23 protein-coding genes are annotated in these 23,232 nt (G+C 68.1%); 7 read left to right on the top strand and 16 right to left on the bottom strand.

Going from position 1 to position 23,232, the window contains the following annotated elements:
• Positions 1-81: 81 nt before the first annotated feature.
• From cls to rpmB, 3 genes are all read right to left on the bottom strand, one after another.
• Positions 82-1,500 carry a cardiolipin synthase gene (gene cls, locus QP512_RS19800; protein ID WP_197595482.1) on the bottom strand — a complete coding sequence of 473 codons (1,419 nt, stop codon included), beginning with the start codon at positions 1,498-1,500 and terminating at the stop codon, positions 82-84.
• Between the two features lie 299 nt (positions 1,501-1,799).
• Positions 1,800-1,967 (bottom strand): 50S ribosomal protein L33, encoded by a 168-nt coding sequence (gene rpmG / locus QP512_RS19805; protein ID WP_169411268.1) that lies wholly within the window; start codon positions 1,965-1,967, stop codon positions 1,800-1,802.
• A 10-nt stretch (positions 1,968-1,977) separates the two neighbouring features.
• Positions 1,978-2,214, bottom strand: coding sequence for a 50S ribosomal protein L28 (gene rpmB / locus QP512_RS19810; RefSeq protein WP_005411638.1), 237 nt, complete (start codon positions 2,212-2,214; stop codon positions 1,978-1,980).
• Between the two features lie 287 nt (positions 2,215-2,501).
• Between rpmB and QP512_RS19815 the strand changes: the two genes are divergently transcribed.
• Complete coding sequence (locus QP512_RS19815; RefSeq protein WP_286070375.1) at positions 2,502-3,716, top strand: glycosyltransferase; 1,215 nt, start codon at positions 2,502-2,504, stop codon at positions 3,714-3,716.
• Between the two features lie 13 nt (positions 3,717-3,729).
• On the opposite strand, the gene dnaQ is transcribed toward QP512_RS19815, so the two are convergent.
• Complete coding sequence (gene dnaQ / locus QP512_RS19820) at positions 3,730-4,239, bottom strand: DNA polymerase III subunit epsilon (protein ID WP_019337927.1); 510 nt, start codon at positions 4,237-4,239, stop codon at positions 3,730-3,732.
• 166 nt (positions 4,240-4,405) lie between these two features.
• Positions 4,406-5,299 carry a LysR family transcriptional regulator gene (locus QP512_RS19825; RefSeq protein ID WP_286070376.1) on the bottom strand — a complete coding sequence of 298 codons (894 nt, stop codon included), beginning with the start codon at positions 5,297-5,299 and terminating at the stop codon, positions 4,406-4,408.
• Between the two features lie 108 nt (positions 5,300-5,407).
• Between QP512_RS19825 and QP512_RS19830 the strand changes: the two genes are divergently transcribed.
• From QP512_RS19830 to QP512_RS19850, 5 genes are all read left to right on the top strand, one after another.
• A complete protein-coding gene (locus tag QP512_RS19830) occupies positions 5,408-5,797 on the top strand; it encodes a RidA family protein (protein ID WP_053443741.1) in 390 nt (129 codons plus the stop codon).
• Positions 5,798-6,004: 207 nt separating this feature from the next.
• Entirely contained in the window at positions 6,005-6,337 is a 333-nt protein-coding gene (locus tag QP512_RS19835) for a hypothetical protein (RefSeq protein WP_286070377.1), read from the top strand.
• A 56-nt stretch (positions 6,338-6,393) separates the two neighbouring features.
• The gene (locus tag QP512_RS19840) at positions 6,394-7,647 is read left to right on the top strand and encodes a TolC family protein (protein ID WP_286070378.1); all 1,254 of its coding nucleotides are present in this window, start codon (positions 6,394-6,396) and stop codon (positions 7,645-7,647) included.
• Positions 7,644-8,849, top strand: coding sequence for an efflux RND transporter periplasmic adaptor subunit (locus QP512_RS19845; RefSeq protein WP_286070379.1), 1,206 nt, complete (start codon positions 7,644-7,646; stop codon positions 8,847-8,849). Before QP512_RS19840 ends, QP512_RS19845 begins: the two co-directional genes overlap by 4 nt.
• 10 nt (positions 8,850-8,859) lie before the next feature.
• Complete coding sequence (locus tag QP512_RS19850; protein ID WP_286070380.1) at positions 8,860-12,069, top strand: CusA/CzcA family heavy metal efflux RND transporter; 3,210 nt, start codon at positions 8,860-8,862, stop codon at positions 12,067-12,069.
• A gap of 126 nt (positions 12,070-12,195) precedes the next feature.
• Here QP512_RS19850 and QP512_RS19855 read toward each other — a convergent pair whose 3' ends face one another.
• The 9 genes from QP512_RS19855 to QP512_RS19895 all read right to left on the bottom strand — a co-directional run bounded on the left by QP512_RS19855 (position 12,196) and on the right by QP512_RS19895 (position 20,367).
• Positions 12,196-13,968: a DUF885 family protein gene (locus QP512_RS19855; protein ID WP_286070381.1), complete on the bottom strand. Its 1,773-nt coding sequence runs from the start codon at positions 13,966-13,968 to the stop codon at positions 12,196-12,198.
• A 252-nt stretch (positions 13,969-14,220) separates the two neighbouring features.
• Entirely contained in the window at positions 14,221-14,568 is a 348-nt protein-coding gene (locus tag QP512_RS19860) for a lipid-A-disaccharide synthase N-terminal domain-containing protein (RefSeq protein ID WP_049415940.1), read from the bottom strand.
• Positions 14,568-15,290 carry a glycosyltransferase family 2 protein gene (locus QP512_RS19865; RefSeq protein WP_049443806.1) on the bottom strand — a complete coding sequence of 241 codons (723 nt, stop codon included), beginning with the start codon at positions 15,288-15,290 and terminating at the stop codon, positions 14,568-14,570. Before QP512_RS19865 ends, QP512_RS19860 begins: the two co-directional genes overlap by 1 nt.
• A 90-nt stretch (positions 15,291-15,380) precedes the next feature.
• Positions 15,381-16,346: an NAD-dependent epimerase/dehydratase family protein gene (locus QP512_RS19870; protein ID WP_286070382.1), complete on the bottom strand. Its 966-nt coding sequence runs from the start codon at positions 16,344-16,346 to the stop codon at positions 15,381-15,383.
• Between the two features lie 51 nt (positions 16,347-16,397).
• Positions 16,398-17,129, bottom strand: a complete 732-nt coding sequence (locus QP512_RS19875) for a suppressor of fused domain protein (protein WP_286070383.1) — start codon at positions 17,127-17,129, stop codon at positions 16,398-16,400.
• Positions 17,130-17,255: 126 nt separating this feature from the next.
• Entirely contained in the window at positions 17,256-18,179 is a 924-nt protein-coding gene (locus QP512_RS19880) for a ParB/RepB/Spo0J family partition protein (RefSeq protein ID WP_286070384.1), read from the bottom strand.
• Positions 18,179-18,976, bottom strand: a complete 798-nt coding sequence (locus QP512_RS19885) for a ParA family protein (RefSeq protein WP_005411653.1) — start codon at positions 18,974-18,976, stop codon at positions 18,179-18,181. Before QP512_RS19885 ends, QP512_RS19880 begins: the two co-directional genes overlap by 1 nt.
• A gap of 113 nt (positions 18,977-19,089) precedes the next feature.
• Positions 19,090-19,728 carry a 16S rRNA (guanine(527)-N(7))-methyltransferase RsmG gene (gene rsmG / locus QP512_RS19890; protein WP_286070385.1) on the bottom strand — a complete coding sequence of 213 codons (639 nt, stop codon included), beginning with the start codon at positions 19,726-19,728 and terminating at the stop codon, positions 19,090-19,092.
• A 39-nt stretch (positions 19,729-19,767) separates the two neighbouring features.
• Positions 19,768-20,367 carry a 4'-phosphopantetheinyl transferase superfamily protein gene (locus QP512_RS19895; RefSeq protein ID WP_286070386.1) on the bottom strand — a complete coding sequence of 200 codons (600 nt, stop codon included), beginning with the start codon at positions 20,365-20,367 and terminating at the stop codon, positions 19,768-19,770.
• Positions 20,368-20,451: 84 nt separating this feature from the next.
• Here QP512_RS19895 and QP512_RS19900 point away from each other — a divergent pair, with 84 nt between their 5' ends.
• Positions 20,452-20,703: a GlsB/YeaQ/YmgE family stress response membrane protein gene (locus QP512_RS19900; RefSeq protein ID WP_286070387.1), complete on the top strand. Its 252-nt coding sequence runs from the start codon at positions 20,452-20,454 to the stop codon at positions 20,701-20,703.
• Positions 20,704-20,775: 72 nt separating this feature from the next.
• Here QP512_RS19900 and xth read toward each other — a convergent pair whose 3' ends face one another.
• On the bottom strand, positions 20,776-21,543 hold the full coding sequence (gene xth, locus QP512_RS19905) for an exodeoxyribonuclease III (protein ID WP_286070388.1): 768 nt from the start codon (positions 21,541-21,543) through the stop codon (positions 20,776-20,778).
• 93 nt (positions 21,544-21,636) lie between these two features.
• Complete coding sequence (locus tag QP512_RS19910; protein ID WP_286070389.1) at positions 21,637-23,046, bottom strand: coniferyl aldehyde dehydrogenase; 1,410 nt, start codon at positions 23,044-23,046, stop codon at positions 21,637-21,639.
• Between the last annotated feature and the right edge of the window lie 186 nt (positions 23,047-23,232).

A 23,232-nucleotide genomic window follows, 5' to 3' on the forward strand; every position in this document is an offset into this window, starting at 1 on the left:
CAGTCGACCAACAATCGACTCTACCCCGTCGGTTGCATCCACCCCGCCGGCGGCATCCACCCCGTCGGTTGCACGCGCCGCTCACATCAACGCATCAGCCAGCCGTGCGATGCCTTCGCGGCTGCGCCGCCACGTGGGGCGGCTGCGCCACTGCTGCAGATCCAGCTGCCGCGACTCGCGCAGGTAGCCGTCCTCGATCGCGCACAGCTGCTGCACCAGCGCACGGTCGTAGCAGATCAGGCCGATTTCGGCATTCAGCGCAAACGAGCGGATATCCATGTTGATCGAGCCGAGCACGGCGATGTCCTCGTCCACGCTCATGTGCTTGGCATGCAGGAACTGCGGTTCATACAGCGCGATGCGCACGCCACAGCGCAGCAGCTCGTCGTAGTAGGCCTCCTGTGCCCACGAGGTCAGCCGCTGGTTGTTGCTGGCCGACAGAATCAGCTGCACTTCGACGCCGGACAACGCCGCAATGCGCAGCGCGCTCAGCGTGGCTTCGTCAGGCACGAAGTACGGGGTGACCATCACCAGCCGCCGCCGTGCCAGGTGGATCAGCGCCGCCACCGCATCGCGCGCGTTGCTGTACGGATAGGCCGGGCCGCTGGGCAACAGCTGGGTGGCGATGTCGTCGCTGCACTCGGGCACATCGGCAATCACGTCCAGGCGCTGGCCTGTTTCCATGTACCAGTCGCTGGCGAACACCGCTTCCAGGTGCGCCACTGCCGGGCCGCGCACGCGCGCCACCAGCTCGCGGTTCGGGTGGCCGGGTACGAACTGCGGGCCGGCCAGGTTCTGCGAACCGACATAGGCCACTTCGTTGTCGATCACCGCGATCTTGCGGTGGTTGCGCAGGTCCATGCGCCCGCTGCGGCGCCAGCGCAGGCCACCGGGCAGCATCGCGCGCACTTCGATGTCGCGCGCTTCCAGGCGGTTGCGGTAGGCGCGAAGCCCGCGCTTGGCGCCCACCGCATCGAGCAGCACGCGGCACTGCACGCCGCGCGCGGCGGCGCGCTGCAATGCCTCGACGATGGCCTCGCCCACCGCGTCGTCGAACATCAGGTAGTACAGCAGGTGCACGCGGTCTTCGGCCTGGTCGATATCGGCGATCAGCGTGTGCAGCGATTCGTCGTAGTCGGTCAGCAGATCGACGGCGTTGCCGTGTACTGGCATGAAATCGCCCTGGCGCTGCACCAGCGGCACGATCTCGGCGCTGGCGGTGTCCGGCTGCGGAGACCAGCGCAGGCGATGCTGCAGCGCCTGTTCCTCGCGGATGACCTGCGAGGCCTCGGCCTGGCGGCGGATGCGCTCGCGCGACAGCCACGGGTGGCCGAACAGCAGGTACAGCGGCAGGCCCAGCAGCGGCACGAAGCCGACCAGCAGCAGCCAGCTGCGCGCCGCACCCGGCGTGGTGCGGGTGGGAATCCAGCACAGCGCGACCAGCCGGATCAGCCAGTCGATCAGCAGCAGATACGAACCCAGCAACCACTCGAACAGCATCGCGTCGCCCGTCGGGAGGTGATGGGCCATTCTGCCCAGCAGGATTTGCAGAGTCGAGCCATGCTCGACTGCTTTGAAGCAGTGTGCCAACCAAGGTTGGCATCTACCGGGGTGGGACCGCGTGTCGACCAAGGTCGACACCTGCCGAGCACGGGGACAGTGCGCCGGCCAGGGTTGGCGGCCGCCGGGTATGGGAACAGCGTGCCGACCAACGGTCGGCACCCACCACCTGGATGCCAGGCATGAAAAAACCCGCCACAAGGGCGGGTTTCTTCGCGGGGATCAGCAATCCATGCGGATTACTTGATCTTGCCTTCCTTGTACAGGACGTGCTTGCGCACGACCGGATCGTACTTCAGGAATTCCATCTTCCCCGGGGTGTTCTTCTTGTTCTTGTCGGTCGTGTAGAAGTGGCCGGTACCGGCCGAGGAAATCATACGGACCTTATCGCGCTTGCCTGCCATGATGCTTTACTCCTCAGACCTTTTCGCCGCGCGCACGCAGCTCAGCCAGAACGGAATCGATGCCGTTCTTGTCGATGGTGCGCAGTGCATGCGCGGAAACACGAAGCTTGACCCAGCGGTTCTCGCTGGCCACCCAGAAACGGCGCTCGTGCAGATTCGGCAGGAAACGACGACGGGTCTTGTTGTTGGCGTGCGAGACGTTGTTACCCGTCTGCACTCGCTTGCCGGAAACCTGGCATACGCGGGACATTGCGCACCTCGATAGTAGTAGTTGTCAGCCCGTAGCCCGGGAGACGGCGGCCTCGATGGTTGCCCACCACACGTCAAGAGAATCAAAGGGTTACGCTGGCGTTGGGCGGCCGGGGACGTGCTCCCGGGGGCGCCGCCCGGCAGAAAACCGGACACAGCGAGCCGCGCATTATGCACGGGTTCAAGCACTTGCGCAAGTTACCCACAGGCGAGGCGACTGAACGTGGCACGCCTCGTTCATGGCAGGGCTGGCCATACTGACGGCCCCTTCCGTGGCGCCGCCCCCCGATGCGACTGCTGGCCCTGACCTATGGAACCGAAGGCGACACCCGGCCGCTGGTGATGCTGTGCCATGGGCTGCGCCAGGCCGGCCACGAGGTGCTGCTGCTGGCCGAACAGGGAACGTTGGGCAGCGCGCGCGCGCTGGGGGTGCCGCACGCGGCGCTGGAAGGCGACATCCACGACGAAGTGGTGGCCCTTGTGGCACGCGGCAACAACCTGGCCGCCGCGTCGCGCGGCCTGGCGCGGATGGCCGGTCGCCACGTGCCGGCCTGGATGACGCAGGCCGATGCGGCCGCCGCCGGCTGCGATGCCGTGCTGACCGGCGGCCTGGCCGCGCTTGTCGGCCTCAGCGTGGCTGAGCGGCACGGCCTGCCGGGCATCGGCACCGGCATGATTCCGCTGACGCCGACGCGCGACTTCGCATCGCCGTTCCTGCCGCCGATGCCGCTGCCGGGCGTCCTGCGCCGGGCCAGTTACGGGCTGGTCAACCAGGCGGTGTGGCGCACCTTCCGCGGGCCGATCAACGCCGCGCGCGCCGCACTGGGGCAACCGCCGCGCCGCACGCTGTGGACCGGCCTGCCGATGCTGTACGGCATTTCCCCGCAGCTGCTGCCGCCGCCTGCCGACTGGCCGACCGATCATGTGGTGTGCGGGCAATGGCGGATGCCGGAACAACCTTGGTCGCCGCCCGCCGACCTGCAGGCCTTCCTCGATGCCGGGCCCGAGCCGGTCTATCTCGGCTTCGGCAGCATGACCGGCTTCGACCGCGAGCGCGTGCTGTCGGCCCTGCTGCAGGCGTTGGCGCCACGCCGCGTGCTGCTGTTTCCGGGCTGGGCCGGACTACCGTCGGGTGCTTTGCCAGCGAACGTGTTCGTGGTCGGCCCGACCCCGCATGAAGCACTGTTGCCACGCTGCGCGCTGGCCATCCACCATGGCGGCAGCGGCACCACGCATTCGGCCTGCCGCGCCGGCATTCCCTCGCTGGTGATGCCGTTCGCCGCCGATCAGTTCTTCTGGGCGCGGCGCCTGCAGACGCTGGGGGTGGCGACTGCGCCGTTGTCACCCAAGCGGTTGGATGCGGGAGTCCTGGCGGCGGCCATCAGGTTCGCCGAGGACGGCGCGACGCGTGCGCGTGCGGTTGCACTGGGCGTAGCAATGGCGAGCGAGGATGGCGTGGCCACGGGCGCGGCGATGATCGAGCGCTGGCTGCAGCCGGCGTAACCCCGCCCGGCCATCAACGCAGATGCGGGATCACCTGGGCCAGCAGATGGGCATCCTTCAGCGCGCCGTGCAGGCCCCGGTTGCCGGGAATGCGCAGGCGCTGCAGCACATCATCCAGCTTGTTTCCCTGCCCGGGCCAGCGCCCGCGCGCCAGCTTCAGGCTGCAGGTGATGCGGCAGTGCTGGGCCAGCGTGGCGGGAATGCCGGCCAGGCGCAGCTCGTTGTCGAGGAAACCCACATCGAAGGTGGCGTTGTGCGCGACCATCTCGCTGCCGCGCAGGAAGTCCAGCAGTTCGGCGGCCTTGCTGGAGAACAGCGGCTTTCCCACCAGCATTGCATCGCTGATGCCGTGCACGCGCTGCGCGCCCCAATCGACCCTGCGCTGCGGTTGCAGGTAGGTGTGGAACTGGCGCCCGGTGAGCTGGCCTTCGATCAGTTCGACGGCACCGATCTCGATCACGCGATGACCCAGGCGGTGGGAGATGCCGGTGGTTTCGGTATCCAGTGCGACGATGCGACTCATGCGTGGCGATGGTTCCTGTAGCGTGCCGCGATGATCTTCGCATGTCTGCAGCAGGAAGGTCCCACTGGAGAGCCGAGCCCGTGCTCGGCTCACGCGCGAAGCGCGGGCCTTGGGCGCTGGTGCCAGACGCAGCCGAGCGTGGGCTCGGCTCTACAGGCGCGCGCGATCAACCCAGCGCTTCCACCACCCAATCGATGAACACCCGCAGCCGCTGGCTCATGTGCCGATTGGGCGGGAACATCACATGCATCGGCATCGGCGGCAGCTGCCAGTCCTCCAGTACCGGCAGCAGTTCGCCACGTGCGACATGCGATTCGGCCATGTAGCTGGGCAGCGCGACCACGCCGAGACCTGCCAGCGCCGCCGCCAGATAGGCGTTGCCGTCGTCGAAGCCAACCGTATAGCGACCCTGCACTTCTACGCGCTCGTCGCCGCGCTGCGCGCTGAATACTCTCGCCCGGCCACTTCGTGGGCTGAGGAAGCCGACCATGTGGTGGTCCGGCCCCTCCAGCGCGCGCGGGTCGGTCGGCACACCGAAACGCTGCATGTACGCCGGGCTGGCATGGAAGCCGATTGGCAACGCCCCCAGCGGCCGCGCCACCAGCGCCGGGTCGGATGGGGTGCCGCCACGGATCACGCAGTCGACGTTGTCGGCAATGACATCGACCTCGCGATCACTCACGCCGACATCCAGCTGGATCTCCGGGTAGCGCGCCTGGAAATCCGGCAGCGCCGGTACCAGCCGCAGCCGTGCGTAGGGCCCGGGCACATCCACGCGCAGCCGCCCGCGCGGTTGGACGGCCGCGTCGCCCAGCCCGCCCTCCACCTCGTCCAGTTCGGCCAGCAGCCGGGCGATGCGCGGGTAATAGGCCGCACCGTCGGCGGTGACGCTGACCCGCCGGGTGGTGCGGTTGAGCAGGCGCAGCCGCAGGTGCGCCTCCAGCTGCTGCACCAGCTGGGTCACCGTGGTGCGGCTGATCTGCAGGGTCTGCGCGGCGCGGGTGAAGCTGCCGGTTTCCACTACCCGGGCAAAGGCCCGCATCGCCTCGAAACGGTCCATGGGCGGCCGTGATTATTTGGGATTTGCAATCAATCTAGGCCGATCATCGCAGTTTATCCAGACAGCGCTGGCGGGGAGGATGGTGATCTCTCCCACAGGATCGTCCCCATGTCACAGCGTGATGTCGTTTTCCCCGCCGGGCGCCAGGCCCTCTATGAGCGCAACCGCTACTCGCCGGCGATCCGATCCGATGGCTTCCTGTTCGTTTCCGGCCAGGTCGGCAGCCGCGAGGACGGCTCGCCCGAGCCGGACTTCGAAACCCAGGTGCGCCGCGCCTTCGAGAATCTCAATGCGGTGCTGGCCGCCGCAGGCTGCACGTTCGATGACGTGATCGATGTGACCGTGTTTCTGGTCGATCCAGAGAAGAATTTCGAGAAGGCCTGGGCGATCGTGCCCGAGTACTGGGGCGAGGCACCGCACCCGACCCTGACCGGCATCGGCGTGACCTGGCTGTATGGGTTCCAGTTCGAGATCAAGGTGATCGCGAAGCTGCCGTGACCGTTAATGTAGAGCCGAGCCCATGCTCGGCTGGTCGTGCGAAAGCAGCCGGGCATGGGCTCGGCTCTACAGACGCGCAGCCCGGTGTCCGACTCCACGGGCCGAAAAGTGTCGCCACGCCGCCCACCTGAACGGGAGATTCCGACGTATTCCCGAAGCGGCCATTGATATTGTATCCGGCGAAAACCGCTTGCTAGCCTGCCCTTCATGCGCTGGATCACCCGCCACCTCCGTTCGACCCTGCTGATGCTGCTGATGGCGGCATTCGTGGTCGTGCCGGTGGCCGACGCCCTGGCGTGCACGGTGGAACCGCATGCCAGCACGGTGCATGTGGAATCCGCACCGGATGCCGATGGCGATACCGACGGCAAGCATGTCGGTGCCTGTGGCCACAACCACTGCCACCACTCCAACCTGAGCCTGCCGGCACACACGCTGGCCGCGTTCGGGGCGCCACTGGCGGCGCGCTGGATGAGTGCGGGCGATGCGGCGGCCTATGTGGTCGCCCAGGATGAATTGACGCGTCCACCCCGGGCGTGAGTTGAGCGCGTCCCGCGATTGCGGGCTCCCGTTTCACTCACAACCGGAATCCCCCTATGTCGATCCTGACACCTCGGTCGCCGCGTGCGGCCGGGCTGGTCGTCGCCGTGTTGCTGGGCCTGGCCCCGGCGGCATCGGTGATGGCGCAAGCCGCCCCCTCCTACGACACCCTGCTTGAACGCCTGGACCAGCTACCCGGCACCCGTGTGGGCACGGCGCTGGCCGAGGCCGCCGATGCGCGCGCCGACCAGGCCCGTGCGCTGCCCAATCCCTCCCTTTCCTGGTCGGCCGAAAACGCCTGGGGCTCCGGCACCTACCGGGGCATGGACAAGGCCGATACCGTGCTCACCCTGTCCCAGCCGCTGGAGGTCTGGGGCCAGCGTGGCGCGCGCGTTCGTGCCGCCCGGGCCGAGGCACAAGCCGCTGCCCTGCGTGGTTCGCAGAGCCGCAGTGATGTCGCCAGCCAACTGGCGGCGGTCTACGCACAGGCGGAAAGTGCATTGCGTCGTTACGCCCTCGCAGGCGAAGCACTGACCCTGACCCGCGACGATGCGGCTGCCGTCAATGCGATGGTCAAGCAGGGCCGCGAACCGCAGCTGCGCGCGGTGCAGGCACAGAGCGAAGTGGCCAATGTCAGCGCCGCGCTGGATGAGGCACAGGCCTTCCGCGATGCCGCACTCGCACGCCTGGCCGGCACCGCGCTGCTGGATGCGCCGGTGCAGTCGATCGACAACAGCCTGCTCGACCGCGTGCCACCGCTGCCGCGCGGTGCCACCGATACCGCACTGGCCGTGCGCATCGCCGAAGCCGAAGCCGATGCGGCGGGCAAGCGGGTCGACGTGGAGCGCAAGCGCGCCCTGCCCGACCTCAGCGTCACCGCCGCGCAGACCCGCTTCCGCGAAGGCGGCGAGCGTGCCTACAACCTCGGGCTCAGCCTCAGCATCCCGCTGTTCGACCGCAACCGTGGCGGCATCCGCGCCGCCAACGCCGACCAGCGCGCGGCCGAAGCGCGCCTGGACCAGCAGCGTCGCGACAGCGAGGCCGAGCGCCTGTCCGCCGTGGCCGGTCTGAAGGCCGCCGGCAGCCGTACCCGCGCCGCCGATGAAAGCGTGGTCGCCGCCGAAGAGGCCTACCGCCTTGCACGCATCGGCTTCGACGCCGGGCGCATCTCCCAGCTGGAACTGCGCAGCACGCGCAGCGCCCTCATCGCCGCCCGCGGCACCGCCGTGGATGCGCGCCTGTCGCGCGTCGCCGCGGAAATCGATCTTGCCCGCCTGGAAGGGCGCGCACCCTTTGTGGAGGCCCCATGACTCTCTCCCGTACTTTCCCGCTGATCGGCGGCGTGCTGCTGACCGTGCTGCTGGCCGGCTGCGCAGGCAATGCGCAGACACCTGCAAATGAAGACCCCGCCACGGCCAAGGCCGGCGCCGATGATGGCCACGGCCACGCCGCCGACAGCAAGGAAGCCAAGGCCGAAGCCACGAAGGCGCCGGCGGACGCCGATGAAGGCGTGGTGCAGCTGACACCGGAACAGATCAAGGCCTCCGGTATCGAAGTGGTCGCCGTCGGTCGTGGCGGGGGCGGTTCAACCCGCCTCGCAGGTCGGGTCGAGCCCTCGGTCGGTGCGCGTGCCTCGGTGGCCTCCACGGTGACCGGCCGCGTCGAACGCGTGCTGGTTGCACCGGGCACTGCGGTGAAGCAGAACCAGGCACTGGCCATCGTGGTCAGCGGCGAGGCGGCGGTGTTCCGTGCCAACGCGCTGGCCGCATCGGCCGAAGCCGAGGCCGCACGCCTGGCCTATGGCCGCGACAAGGCGCTGGTCGACCAGGGCGTGGTCGCACGCCAGGAAATGGAAGCCTCGCGCGCACGTTCGCTGGCGGCACAGGCCCAGGCCGCTGCCGCACAGGCACAGGCCGCCGCCAACGGTGCGCCCGATGCCAGTGGCCGCGTGCGCATCACCAGCCCGGTGGCCGGCATCGTTGGCAATGTGCAGGTCACGCCAGGCGGTGTGGTCGCCGCCGGCAGCGCCGTGGCCGACGTCGCCGATCCGGCGATGAACGAGCTGGTGTTCACCGCACCGCCTGCGCTGGCCGCGCAGGTCACGCCGGGCATGAAACTGGAAGTAAGTGTGCCAGGGGGCAGTTTCACCGCCACCGTTACCGGCTCGGCCGCCGATGTGCGGCAGCAGGGCGGCGTCGCGGTGATCCGCGCCACGCCGGTGGATGCGCCGCTGCCGCCGGCCGGTTCGCCGGTGTCAGCCGTGGTGGTCACCGAAGACCAGGACGGTTCGCTCAGCGTGCCCGCCGATGCGGTGCAGAACGTCGATGGCAGCAGCGCGGTGTTCGTCGCCGTCGAAGGTGGCTTCAAGGCGCAGCCGGTGCTGGCCGGGCGCCGTGCCGGCGACCGCATCGAGATCCTCGGTGGACTGACCGGCAGCGAGCGCATCGTCGGTGCCAACGCCTTCCTGCTCAAGGCCGAGCTGGCCAAGGGCGAAGCCGAGCACGGCCACTGAGGAGGCGACCATGTTCAAGCTGATCATTGAAACAGCGGTGCGCCACCGCTGGCTGGTGGTGTTCATGGCCGCGCTGATCGCCGCCGTGGGCCTGTTCCAGCTGGGCAAGCTGCCGATCGACGCGGTGCCGGACATCACCAACCGCCAGGTGCAGATCAACACGGTGGCACCTGCGCTGACCCCGGAGCAGATCGAGCGGCAGGTGACCTACCCGCTGGAAACCGCGCTGGCCGGCATTCCCGGCCTGACCACCACACGTTCGCTGTCGCGCAACGGCTTCTCGCAGGTCACCGCGATCTTCACCGATGCCACCGACGTCTACTTCGCGCGCCAGCAGGTGGCCGAACGCATGCGCGAAGCAGCCGATGACCTGCCCGATGGCGCATCGCCGATGCTGTCACCGGTCACCACCGGCCTCGGCGAAGTGCTGATGTGGACGGTGGACTTCACCACGTTCGATCCAGCCAGGCTGGCCAAGCCCGGTGACGCCGGCTGGCAGCCCGGTGAGGTCTACCGCACACCGGAAGGCAACCTGCTGCGCACGCCGGAAGAACGCGCGACCTACCTGCGCACCGTGCAGGACTGGATCATCGCGCCGCAGATGCGCTCCAGCCCGGGGCTGGCCGGTGTCGATACGGTCGGCGGCTACGTCAAGGAATACGGCGTGCATCCGGACAGTGCGCGGCTGGCCGCGCACGGCCTCGGCCTGGCCGACCTGGTCACTGCCCTGCAGCGTTCCAACGTGCAGGCCGGCGCCGGTTTCGTGCAGCGTGCCGGCGAAGGCCTGGTGGTGCGTGCCGATGGCCTGGCGCTGACCACCGAGGACCTGGCACAGGCGCCGGTGGCCACCCGCAATGGCGTGGTGGTGCGCGTGGCCGATGTGGCCACCGTGGAACTGAGCCGCGCGCCGCGCCTGGGTGCGGCCAGCCGCAACGGCCACGAGGCCGTGCTGGGCACCGCGCTGATGATTGCCGGTGGCAACAGCCGCACCGTGGCGCAGGCCGCTGCGGCGCGCCTTGAACAGGTGAACACATCGCTGCCGGCCGGCATCGTGGCCGCGCCGGTGCTGGATCGCAGTGTGCTGGTCAACTCCACCATCAAGACCGTGGCCAGGAACCTCACCGAGGGCGCGCTGCTGGTGGTGGTGGTGCTGTTCCTGCTGCTGGGCAACCTGCGTGCAGCCACCATCACCGCGCTGGTGATTCCGCTGTCGTTCCTGTTCGCAGTGATCGGCATGAACCGCTTCGGCATCAGCGGCAACCTGATGAGCCTGGGTGCGCTGGATTTCGGCATCCTGGTGGACGGTGCGGTGATCGTGGTCGAATCGACGCTGCTGATGCTGGGCCAGCGCCGCGCCGAACTGGGCCGTGCGCTGACCGCGATGGAGCGCCTGCGCGTGGCCGCCGATTCGGCAATGAAGATGGCGCGCCCGGCGGCCTTCGGCCAGCTGATCATCCTGCTGGTGTTCGCGCCGATCCTCACCCTGGACGGCGTGGAGGGCAAGACGTTCCACCCGATGGCGGCGACCTTCATGCTGGCCCTGGTCGGTGCCTTCATCTTCTCCTTCACCTTCGTGCCGGCAATGGCCGCACTGCTGGTGCGCGAGCCGAAGCTGAAGGACGGCGAGGCCCATGCCGACGATGGCGAGCACGAAACCAAGCTGATCCGCATGCTGCGCGCGCGCATCGAGCCGGTGGTGCGCAAGGCCGTGGCGCATCCGCGCACGGTGCTGGCCGGTGCAGTGATGATGGTGGTGGTGGGCCTCGGCGCGTTCTCGCTGCTGGGCCGCGAGTTCATGCCGACGCTGGACGAAGGCAACGTGGCCATGCAGGCCCTGCGCGTACCCTCGACCTCGCTGGAGCAGTCGCTGGCGATGCAGCTGGCGCTGGAGAAGGCAATCGCCAAGCAGCCGGAAGTAGAGACCGTGTTCTCGCGTACCGGTACTGCCGAGGCGGCGATCGACCCGATGCCGACCAATATCTCCGACAGCGTGATCGTGCTGAAGCCACGCAAGGACTGGCCCGATCCGAAGCTGGCCAAGGACGCACTGGTGGCGCGCTTCGAAAAACTGGCCGGGCAGCAGCTGGGCAACAGCTTCGAGTTCAGCCAGCCGATCGAGCTGCGCTTCAACGAGCTGATTTCCGGCGTGCGTACCGACCTGGCGGTGATGATCTTCGGCGATGACTTCAGCCAGCTGCAGAAGGTGGCCGACCAGGTAGCGCTGAAGCTGCGTGCGGTGGATGGCGCGGCCGACGTGCGGGTGGAACAGATCTCCGGCCTGCCCACGCTCAACGTGGCGATCGACCACGTGGCGGCGGCACAGTACGGGTTGACCGCTGCAGATGTGAGTGATGCGCTGTCCACAGGCATCGGCGGTACCGCGGCCGGCAAGATCTTCGAAGGCGACCGCCGCTTCAACGTGGTGGTGCGCCTGGACGATGCCTCACGCAACGATCCGGACCAGCTGGCGTCGCTGCCGATCGCTACGCCGTCGGGACTGGTGATTCCGCTGTCGTCGGTCGCCCGCATCACGGTCAGCGAAGGGCCGAACCAGATCAGCCGCAACAACGGCAGCCGCCGCGTCGTGGTGCAGGCCAATGTGCGTGGGCGTGACCTGGGCGGCTTCGTCGGTGAAGCGCAGGCGGCGGTGGCCGACGTTCCGCTGCCGCCGGGTGCCTACCTGACCTGGGGTGGCCAGTTCGAGAACCTGCAGCGTGCGGAGAAGCGGCTGGCGACGGTGGTGCCGGTGGTGTTCCTGTTGATCGGCAGCCTGCTGTTCATGGCCCTGCGCAGCGGCAAGGAAGCCATTCTGGTGTTCAGCTGCGTGCCGTTGGCACTGGTCGGCGGCGTCCTCGCGCTCCTGCTGCGTGGCATGCCGTTCTCGGTGTCGGCGGCGGTCGGCTTCATCGCCGTCTCCGGCGTAGCGACCTTGAATGGCCTGGTGTTGATGCAGGCGATCCGCGAGCGCCTGGACGCCGGTGACCTGCCGCTGCAGGCGGCGATCAACGGCGCTTCCAGCCGTATCCGTGCGGTGCTGACCACGGCGCTGGTGGCGATCGTCGGCTTCATCCCGATGGCGATTGCCAGTGGCTCGGGTGCAGAAGTGCAGAAGCCGCTGGCGACCGTGGTGATCGGCGGGCTGATCACCGCCACCGTGCTGACCCTTCTGGTGCTGCCGACATTTGCCGCACGCGTGGCCAAGCCGCGGGCGGTCGGCTGAAAGACCACGGGGGCGGATCCTGGGATCCGACCCCGTTTCCCGGTAGTGCCGGCCGCTGGTCGGCAATGTCGAACGATTGCGGTGCGTGCGGGTTGCCGGCCAGCGGCCGGAACTGCCTCGGAACGGTCAGGCCTTCTTGCGCTCGGCGATGTAGGCCTGGATCTGCTGTTCCAGCACCGGCAGCGGCACCGAGCCCTGCTTCAGCAGGGTGTCGTGGAAACCCTTGATGTCGAACTTGGCGCCCAGCTCCTTCTCCGCCTGCGCACGCAGGCGCACGATGGCGATCTCGCCCAGCTTGTAGCTCAGCGCCTGGCCCGGCCAGGAAATGTAGCGGTCCACTTCGGTGGTCACTTCATGCTCGCTCAGCGCGGTGTGGTCACGCAGGTAGGCCAGCGCCTGCTCGCGGGTCCAGCCCTTGCTGTGCACGCCGGTGTCGATCACCAGGCGCGCCGCGCGCCACATCTCGTAGGTCAGGCGGCCGAAATCCTCGTACGGGGTTTCGTAGATGCCCATTTCCACGCCCAGCTTCTCGCAGTACAGCGCCCAGCCTTCGCCATAGGCGGAGATGTAGGCGTTGCGGCGGAACTCCGGCAGGTTCTTCTGCTCGGCGGCGATGGCGCCCTGCAGTGCGTGGCCCGGATCGGATTCATGCAGGGTCAGCGCCGGCAGGTTGTACAGCGGGCGCGACGGCAGGTTGTAGGTGTTGAGCCAGTAGGTGCCCATGCCACCACGGCCGGCGGTCCAGAACGGTGCGATATCCGGCGGTACCGGCACGATGGTGAAGCGCGCGCGCGGCAGCGTCATGTACTTGCCCAGCTGGCCATCGGCGCGCTTGGAGATCCACGCGGCACGTGACAGCAGCTCTTCCGGCGTCTTGGCATAGAACTGAGGGTCGGTACGCAGGAAGGTCAGGAATTCGGCGAAGCTGCCCTTGAACTTCACCTGCTTGATGATGTCGTTCATCTCGCCCTGGATGCGCGCGACTTCCTCCAGTCCGATGCGGTGGATCTCGTCCGGCGACAGATCGAGCGTGGTGTATTCGTGGATCTGCTGCTTGTAGTACGCCTTGCCGTCCGGCATTGCTTCGGCGGCCAGGGTGGTGCGCGCCTGCGGCACGTACTCGTTGACGAAGAAGGTGCGCAGCTGCTGGAACGCGGGCACCACCTTGCCACTGATCGCTTCACGCGCGTGCGCCTGCAGCCTGACCTGTTCGGCGGCCGGAATGTTGTTGGGCAGCTTCTTGAACGGCGCGTACAACGGCGACTCGGTCGGGTCCTTCAGCTCGGCGACGGTGGCGATGGACACCTCGCGACCATCAAGCACCGCGCGCGGCACGCTGAAGCCACGCTTCAGGCCGGCGCGCATGTTCTCGGTCTGCTGGCCGAAGTAACGCGGCACATCGTTCAGCCGTGCGATGTAGTTCTGATAGTCCTGCACGGTCTTTATCTCGCGCCGGGCCATGAAGGACAGGTTGGACCAGAACGAGGAGTCCGCGTTGAACGGCATCTCGTAGCCGCGCAGGCGCGTCTCTTCGGCCAGGTTGAACACCTGGTCGCGGTAGATCGCGTAGTTGACCTGGTTGTCGGGCGACAGGGTCTTCGGATCGATCTTCTTCAGCGCGGCGAGGGTCTCGTCCCACACCTTCAGGCGCGCCTGCTGTGCGGCCGGGCCGACATCGGGCATGCGGGTGGCATTGGCCGGGGCGTCCTCGTCCTCGCTGGCCTCGCCGCCACCATCCTGGCGCCATTTCCATTCCTTCTCGTACAGCGCGCGGAAGGCGGCATCGGCAGGCGATTCGGTGGCGACGCTGGCCGGCGCGGCGGCGGCGGGCGGCGCGGCCAGGGCCACGGCGGGGGCGGACAGGGCAATCAGCAGGGCAACGGCAAGACGGGTTTTCACGAGCACAGGTTCCCGGGAAGGCAGACCCCGATCATGGCACCGCCCACGGCCCATGGCATGGGACGAAGGTCCTGCCTGCAACGCAGGCAGGACCGGGCCCCGGCCACAGGCCAGGGCCCCAGCGCCGAAGGCGCGTTGTAGAGCCGACTGTCAGTCGGCTGCTTTCCCGCCACATGCAGCAAAGCCCGCGCTCCGCGCGAGAGTCGACTGACAGACGACGCTACCCACGGCAGACCGCATCCCGGCGCAGCCTCAGTGGCTGGCCCTGTCCCGCTTCCAGCCCCGGTGCTTGATGTCCAGGTGCAGGCTGTACAGCGCGGTGAACGCCGGGAACAGGTTCTGCAGCACGCCCACCGAGTCCTGCTTGGCCGAGAACAGGAAGTAGCTCAGCGTCATCAGGCTGCCGATCACGCTCATGTACCAGAACAGGCGCGGGATGACCGGCTTGCCGGCGCGCTTGGAGGCGATGAACTGGACCAGCCAGCGGCCGCCGAACATCAGTGCGCCGGTGTAGCCGATCAGCTTCCAGCCGGTCACATGCAGGCCGGTCCAGTACAGCCAGGTCAGCGGCTGGTCCAGCCAGTGCAGCTCCAGGTCCATCAACGCTCCTCCACCGCGGTGCGCTTGCTGCGGGTGATCAGCCAGGCCACGCCGCGCAGGTCGCGGATGCCGACCAGCGCGCGGCCCAGATTGTTGTACTTGGACACACCGGCGGTACGGTGGCGGTGATTGACCGGCACGCTGGTGGTCTTCCAGCCGGCGCGCTGCATCAGCGCCGGCAGGTAACGGTGCATGTGATCGAAGTACGGCAGGTCGAGGAACGCGCTGCGTTCGAACAGCTTGATGCCGCAGCCGGTGTCAGGCGTGTCGTCGCGCAGCATGCGCGCGCGGATGGCGTTGGCCCAGCGGCTGGCCCAGCGCTTGCTGCCGCTGTCCTGGCGGTTGACGCGCCAGCCGGCGAACAGCTTCACCTGTGCCTCGGCGGCATCGCGCGCGGCCAGCAGCTTGGGAATATCGGCTGGATCGTTCTGGCCGTCACCATCGAGGGTAGCGATCCAGGGCGCCCGTGCGTGCTTGACGCCGGTGCGCACGGCGGTGCTCTGCCCGCTCTGGTTCACGTGGTGCAGTACCCGCAGTTCCGGCGTGGTCGCCTTCAGCCCCTGCAGCACGGCCAAGGTGTCATCGCGCGAGTGGTCGTCAATGTAGACGATCTCGAACGGTAGCCGCCCGCGCAGTGCAGCGGTGATTTCGGCGACCAGCGGGGCGACGTTGTCGCGCTCGTTGAACACCGGGACAACAACGGAAAGCTCGGGTTGGCTCATAAGGCACTCGGCCAAAGGGGGGACAAAGACCGCGCATTCTCCGAAACCGAGGTTATCCGAAGATGAACCCGGCGGCGTGAGGATCCGTGCTCAGGCGCGATCACCAAAATACTCGCGGCACCACTGCACCACAGGCGGCAGGCCTTCTTCGATCGGGGTCACCGCATCGAAGCCGAAAGCGTCATGTGCGCGGCGGGTATCGGCCATCGTGCGCACCATGTCGCCGGGCTGCATGGGCTTGTAGACCTTCTGCGCGGGGCGGCCGGCGGCCTGCTCGATCACGCTGATGAAGCGCTCCAGCTCCACCGGCGTATGGTTGCCGAGGTTGAACACCCGGTGCGGCACCGTACCGTCGGCCGGATGCGCGAGGGCGCCGAGGATACCGGAGACGATGTCGGAGACATGTGTGAAATCGCGCTGCATGCGGCCTTCGTTGAATACGTCGATCGGCCGACCGGCCAGCACCGCGCGCGAGAACAGCAGCGGTGCCATGTCCGGCCGGCCCCACGGGCCGTACACGGTGAAGAAGCGCAGGCCGGTGGCATGCAGGCCGTACAGCTGCGCGTAGGTATAAGCCATCAGCTCGTTGGCGGCCTTGGTCGCCGCGTACAGCGAGCGCGGCTGGTCCACGCGCTGGTCCTCGGAGAACGGCGGCGTGGCCGAATCACCGTAGACCGAACTGCTGGAGGCATACACCAGGTGCTGCACGCCACGGTGGCGGCACAGCTCGAGCATGTTGACGAAGCCGACCAGGTTGCTGTCGACGTAGGCGTGCGGGTTTTCCAGCGAATAGCGCACGCCGGCCTGCGCGGCCAGATGGATCACGGCGGTCGGCTGCACCTCGTCGAACAGCGCGGCCAGGCCATCGCGATCGGTCAGGTCCAGTGTGCGCAGGTCCAGCGTCGGGCACAGCGCAGCCACGCGATCATGCTTGATCTGCGGGTCGTAGTAGTCGTTGAAGTTGTCCAGCCCGACCACGGCCTGGCCCGCCTCCAGCAGCGCGCGGGCGGTATAGGCACCGATGAAGCCGGCAGCGCCGGTGAGCAGGATGGTCATTGCAGTTGCCTGGAAATCAATGAGTACAGGTGCAGAGGATACGCTGCGGGCTCAGAACAGCCCGAAACGCTTCTTGGCCACATTGGCGCGGCCGGGTTCGATCACGTCCTGGATCTTCTTCGCATCGAAGCGGTCGAGCAGCGCCTCGGCGCCCTTCTTCAGCTTCAGATCCATCTCTTCCGGATACAGCGGAACCAGGGTCATGAAGCTGATGGTCCTGCCGTCGTCCAGTTCCAGCGTGGCGAATTCTTCCGGGGCAGTCACCGGTGGCAGCACGATGGCACCGTCGAAGCCCACCCCCGGCGCGTAGGGCTCGCTGGGATGGCCGTTGGGAATGGTGTGGCCGAAGCCCAGCCAGGTGTCGTACTCGTGTGGCAAACGCGCCATGCCCTTCAGCAGGCGCACCGGCCAGTAATTGCGCTCGTCCTCGAAGGCGTCCTGGGACATCGGCCAGTCGGCCGGCAGGGTCACCATCAGTTCCATGTAGCGCGGCACGTCCGCGTCCACCTCGGCGGGCACGGCCATCGGCAGATCGCTCATGCCGGAGGTCACCAGCCGCAGGTACGGGAACTGGTCGGTGGCCGGCACCACGTGCACGTCGATGTGCACCAGGTCGGAGATGATCTCGTGGAAGACGCCGGATACCGGGCCCAGGTGGCGCTCAATGTGCGCGCCGATCGCCTCGATGTGTTCTTCACCCTGCGGCGGGGTGAAGTCCTTCTGGCGGCTGTGGACCAGGATCGGGCTGCCGCCCGGGCTGACGTCGTCGAATGCGTTGCTCATGTCCTGCTCCCTGGATGAGGCCACGGGCCGGAAGGCAGTACATCCCACGGCGCGCGCGGCGGTACGTTCCCTGTCATTCGCGGGACACGGCAGGAACGGGCCGCGCCCCCTGTCACTGCGCCGGGCTCAGCCCTGGCGCGTACGCAGCTTTTCCAGCACGCCGTCCAGGGTATCCAGGTCGGTGTAGTGGATGATCAGCTTGCCCTTGCCGCCACGGCCGTGATTGATCGCCACCTTGGCGCCGAGCGCTTCGGACAGCTCGGTTTCCAGCGAGGCGATGTCGGCCTGCTGCACCTTCGGGGTGGCCACCGGGCGATTGCTCGGCACCTTGCCTGCGGCAAAGGCCTGCGCACGGCGCTCGACCTCGCGCACCGACCAGCCTTCATCGGCTGCTTCCTGGGCCAGCTTGCCCGCCAGCTCCGGGGCCAGGGTCAGCAGCGCGCGGGCGTGGCCCATTTCCAGGCGGCGGGTTTCCAGCAGCAGGCGGATCGCCACCGGCAGCTCCAACAGGCGCAGCAGGTTGGACACCGCCGCGCGCGAGCGGCCGACGGCCTCGGCGGCCTCGGCATGGGTCAGGGTGAATTCGCTGATCAGGCGCTGCAGCGCCTCGGCTTCTTCCAGCGGGTTGAGGTCTTCGCGCTGGATGTTCTCGATCAGCGCCATCGCGATGACGGTGCGGTCTTCCAGCTCGCGCACCACCACCGGCACCTCGTCCAGGCCGGCCAGCTGCGATGCGCGCCAGCGGCGCTCACCGGCGACGATTTCGTAGTTGCCGGCGGGCAGCTGGCGCACCAGGATCGGCTGGATCACGCCCTGCGACTTGATCGAGTCGGCCAGCTCGGACAGCTTGCCCTCGTCCATCTCGCGGCGCGGCTGGTACTTGCCCGGCTGCAACTGGCCCACGGCCAGCTTGCGCAGCACTTCACCCGGCAGCGGCTCGATCACCGCGGTGGTGGCCTGCACCTGGCTTACCGCTCCCTTCGGGCCCAGCAGCGCGTCCAGGCCACGGCCGAGGCCCCGCTTCTTGGCTGCCGGCTTGGTGCTGGTCATCAGACGGTCTCCACGGCCTTGGCGGCCTTGTTGCGTTCGTTGTTGCGGCGGATGATCTCGCCGGCCAGGCCCAGGTAGGCCACGCCACCGCGCGAGGCGCGGTCGTAGCCGACGATGCTCTGGCCATGGCTGGGCGCCTCGGCCAGGCGCACGTTGCGCGGCACGATGGTGCGGAACACGCGATCACCGAAGTGTTCGGTGAGCTCGGCCGAGACCGCGTTGGCCAGGTTGTTGCGCACGTCGAACATGGTGCGCAGCACGCCTTCGATCTCCAGCGCCGGGTTCAGGCTGGTGCGCAGCGCTTCGATGGTTTCCACCAGCGCGCTCAGGCCTTCCAGCGCGTAGTACTCGCACTGCATCGGCACGATCACCGAGTCGGCGGCGGCCAGCGCATTGAGCGTCAGCAGCGACAGTGCCGGCGGGCAGTCGATCAGGATGTAGTCGTACTCGTCGCGGATCGGCGCCAGCGCGCGCTTCAGGCGCTGCTCGCGCTCGCTCTGGCCCATCAGCTGGATCTCGGCGGCGGTCAGGTCGATGTTGCCGGGAAGCAGGTCGTAGCCTTCGGCAGTCTGCACGCGCACATCGGCGGCGCTGTTCTCGCCCAGCAGCAGATCACAGGTGGAGGCGGCCAGCTCGCGCTTGTCCACGCCGCTGCCCATGGTCGCGTTGCCCTGCGAATCAAGGTCGACCAGCAGCACGCGCTTGGGGGCGTTGGCCAGGGAAGCGGCCAGGTTGACGGCGGTCGTGGTCTTGCCGACGCCACCCTTCTGGTTGGCGATGGCGATGATGCGGGCCATGCAGGTGTGCCTCGTCGACGGATGGTTGGGACCGGTCATTATGCGTACAACCGGCCCCGGGCGGAAATCGTGAATCGCCAACCTCTTGTTCCACAAGGGGCTGGCGATGGCAATCAGGGGCCTATAACCGTGACCAGGTGGCGTTCGCCGGCCAGGCCGGGCACGCTCAGCGGGGTCACCTCGCGCACCTGCCAGCCCGCCGGCAGCTCCGCGATCTCCTCATGGGGATAGACGCCCTTCATGGCCAGCAGTACGCCACCCGGGCGCAGCAGGTGGCCGCCGACGCGGACGATGCCGGCCAGGGTGTCCATCGCGCGCGCGGTCAGCTGGTCGTAGCGGCCTGCCTCGTCCAGGGCCTCGGCGCGCGATTCAGCCACGCGGGCATTGCCCAGGCCCAGCTGGCGCACGGCCTCGCGCATGAAGCGCGCCTTCTTGCCGTTGCTCTCCACCAGGGTGACCTGCAGGCCCGGGCAGGCGATCGCCAGCGGGATGCCGGGCAGGCCGGGGCCCGTGCCGAGGTCGGCCAGGCTGCCATCGGCCACGAACGGCTGCATCGCCAGCGAATCGAGCAGGTGGCGGGTGACCATCTCCTGCGGGTCGCGGATGGCGGTGAGGTTGTAGGTGCCGTTCCAGCGGTGCAGCAGGGCCAGGTAGCGCAGCAGCGGCGGCGCCAGCGCGGCGTCCAGGCCCATGCTGGCCAGGCCCTGTTCCAGCGTGGCGGCCACGCTGGCGGGAAGTGGGTGTTCGCTCATGCCGGCATTATCGCCGGTTTTGCACGCTGATTCCCCGCTTCAGTGCGGATACCAGGCCAATGCAGCACGGAACTGCCCGGTGGCCTGCCATTCGTGCAGGTGCCAGCGCGCGGCCTCGCCCAGTTCCGGGTCGCACCAGCGCAGATGCAGGGCGCCATCCGCCCCCCGCGCCAGCTGCAGGCGGTGCAGGCCGAACGAGATGCCCTGCCCGTGTGCCTTCAGGATGGCTTCCTTGACGCACCACACGCGGAAGAACCAGTGCTCGCGGTCGGCCTCGTCCAGGCTTTCCAGCCAGGCCACCTCGGCGGGGTGGAAGAAGCGCTGCACGATCTCCAGCAGGCGCGGCCGCGGTCGCAGCAATTCCAGGTCCACGCCCAACCGCACGCCTTCGCCCAGCGCCACCAGCAGCACCTCGCCGCTGTGGCTCCAGCCGGTGCCGTAGTGGGCCAGCGTACCGCTCAGCTCCGGCCGGCCCTTGTCGTCGCGGACCAGCGGCAGCGTCTCCGGATCGGTGCCCAGTGCCTGTGCCAGTACCTGCCGTGCCTGCGGTTCGCCGCGATGGCCGGGCACGTGCGGGCGCCGCCAGACCGTCACCGGGCCGAAGCGCCACGGGCCGTCGAGGGTGGCTGGCAGGCTCATCCGCAAGCCCCCATCACGCAATTGCACGACGGGTTCACGGCCGTGCGCGTCAACTGGTCACAGTTTTCCACCGGAGGTTCGATCATGGGCATCATCATCTGGCTGATCGTCGGCGGCATCGTAGGCTGGCTGGCCAGCATCATCATGAGGCGCGACGCCCAGCAGGGCATCATCCTGAACATCGTGGTCGGCATCGTCGGCGCGCTGATTTCCGGCTGGCTGTTCGGCGGCGGCATCAACGAAGCGATCACCCTCCGCACCTTCCTGTTCTCGCTGATCGGTGCGGTGATCCTGCTGGCGATCGTCAACCTGTTCACCCGCAAGAGCATACGGTGACCTGAGGGTCGCGCCGACCGCTGGCCGGCAGTCCTTCCAGAACGGGCCCGGCAATCGCCGGGCCCCGTTCGTTCAGCCCAGCTGCACCCACGCCGGCGCATGGTCGCTCGGACGTTCCCAGGTGCGCGGCTCGCGGTCGATGCCCGAGGCCGCCGCACTGGCCTTCAGTGCGTCGGAGACCAGCGTCAGGTCGATGCGCAGGCCCAGGTTGCGGCGGAAGCCGGCCGCGCGGTAATCCCACCAGCTGAACACCCCGGCCTCGTCGTTGTGCAGGCGGAAACCATCGTGCAGGCCCAGCTGCAGCAGCTTGTTGAGTGCGCCGCGCTCGGCGGTGGAGGTGAGGATGTGGTTTTCGTTCCACACCTCCGGGTCGTGCACATCGCGCGCGTCCGGGGCGATGTTGAAGTCGCCCATCACGATCAGCTTCGGGTGCCGCTGCAGTTCTTCGGCGATCCATGCATGCACCGCCTCGAGCCAGCGCAGCTTGTAGTCGTACTTGTCGGTGCCGATGTCCTGGCCGTTGACCACGTACAGGTTGATTACCCGCAGGTCGCCGAAGGTACCGGCGATGACGCGCTTCTGCTCGTCCTCGAAGCCGGGAATGCCGATCTGCACGTCCTGTGCCGGCTCACGCGACAGCAGCGCCACGCCGTTGTACGTCTTTTGGCCGGCGAACACGCTGCGGTAGCCGGCTTCGGCCAATGCCGAATCGGGGAACTTGTGGTCCTCCAGCTTGGTTTCCTGGATACCGACGATGTCCGGACCGAAGTCCTTGAGCCACTGCTGCACGTGCGGCAGGCGGACATTGAGCGAATTGACGTTCCACGAGGCGATTTTCATGGGGGCATTCTACCCGGGTGGGCCTGGGTTGCCTTGTAGAGCCGAGCCCACGCTCGGCTGCCTGTACTCTACAGAGTCACGCCATGCGTGGCTTCACCGAACCATCAGCTTCAACAACCCCGCAATCTTCGTATACGGCGGCCGCAGCCGGTCGCTGGCCGCCCAGCGCGACTGCCACAACACCGGCAACCGCTTGCTCATGGCATCGAACCCGGCGCGCCCGTGGTACGCGCCCATGCCACTCGCCCCCACCCCGCCAAACGGCAGGCCGTCGGCGGCGAAGTGCAGCAGCGTGTCGTTCACCGTCACCCCGCCCGCCACGACCTGGCCGAGGATGCGCTCCACCGTGGCCGTGTCATGGCTGAAGGGATACAGCGCCAGCGGCCGGTCGCGCGACAGCACATCGGCCAGCGCCGCCTGCAGATCGGGGTAGGCGCGCACCGGCAGGATCGGTCCGAAGATCTCCTCGCGCATCAGGTCCAGGTCATCCGGCGGGTCCAGCACCACGGTCGGCACCAGCAGGCGCTCGCGGTCGGCGCGCGCCTCTTCCACCTGCGCCAGCGGAATGACCGGCACGCCGTGTTCGCGCGCCTGCGCCAGATAGCCCTGCAGGCGCTGGTACTGGCCGTCGTTGATGATGCGCGTGTAGTCATCGGCATCACTGAAATCGCCGTAGCGCTCGCGCACCTGCTGCTGCAGCGCCTGCACGAACTCGCGCTGGCGCGCGGTGTCGATCAGCACATAGTCCGGCGCAATGCAGGTCTGCCCGGCGTTGAACCACTTGCCGGTGGCCAGCCGCGCGGCGGCTTTGTCCAGCGGGAAGTCACGGCAGACGATGGCAGGCGACTTGCCGCCCAGTTCCAGCGTGACCGGCACCAGATGCTCGGCGGCCGCTGCCATCACCTTGCGGCCCACGGCCGTCGAGCCGGTGAACAGCAGATGGTCCAGCGGCAGCGACGACACCGCTGCGGCCACGTCCGCGCCACCCTGCACCACCGCCACTCGATCCGGCGGGAACACGCTGGCCAGCAGGTCGGCCAGGAACGCGCTGGCGCGCGGCGTGTGTTCCGAAGGCTTCAGCAGCACGTGGTTGCCGGCGGCGATGGCGGTGGCCAGTGGCACCAGTGCCAGCGTGACCGGGTAGTTCCAGGGCGAGATCACCCCGACCACGCCCAACGGCGTCGGCCGCAGCTGCGCGCGCGCCGGCCACAGCTTCCAGCCGGACGATGCGCGCTGCGGCTTCGACCAGCGCCGCAGGTGGCGGCGCAGGTGGTCGATGGCCGACAGCACGCTCATGCCATCGGCCAGCTTCGATTCAACGTGGGCGCGATGCCCGAAGTCCTCGGCGATGGCCTGCGCCATTTCGTCCAGGCGTGGCTTCAGCCCCTCGCGCAGGCGGCGCAGGTCGGCCTCACGCTGGTCGAGCGTGGGGCGCTGCGACTGCCAGGCGCTGCGCAGGGCGTGCAGGAGGGCAGGAAGGTCGGCTGGGGCGGTTGTGGTCATGGACCGACTATACGGGGGGGGGCCGAGCCATGTAACGGTAGAGCCGACTGGGTAGAGTCGACTGTCAGTCGACTGCCCTTTGCGGGACATCTGGAAACCCCGCGCTGCGCGCGATAGTCGACTGACAGTCGACTCTACCCCGCCTCAATTCCCCCATTCCCTCGAACAGAAAGGCCGCGGTCTGCA

It is taken from the genome of Stenotrophomonas sp. 57 (genome assembly GCF_030291075.1).
Classification (GTDB): domain Bacteria; phylum Pseudomonadota; class Gammaproteobacteria; order Xanthomonadales; family Xanthomonadaceae; genus Stenotrophomonas.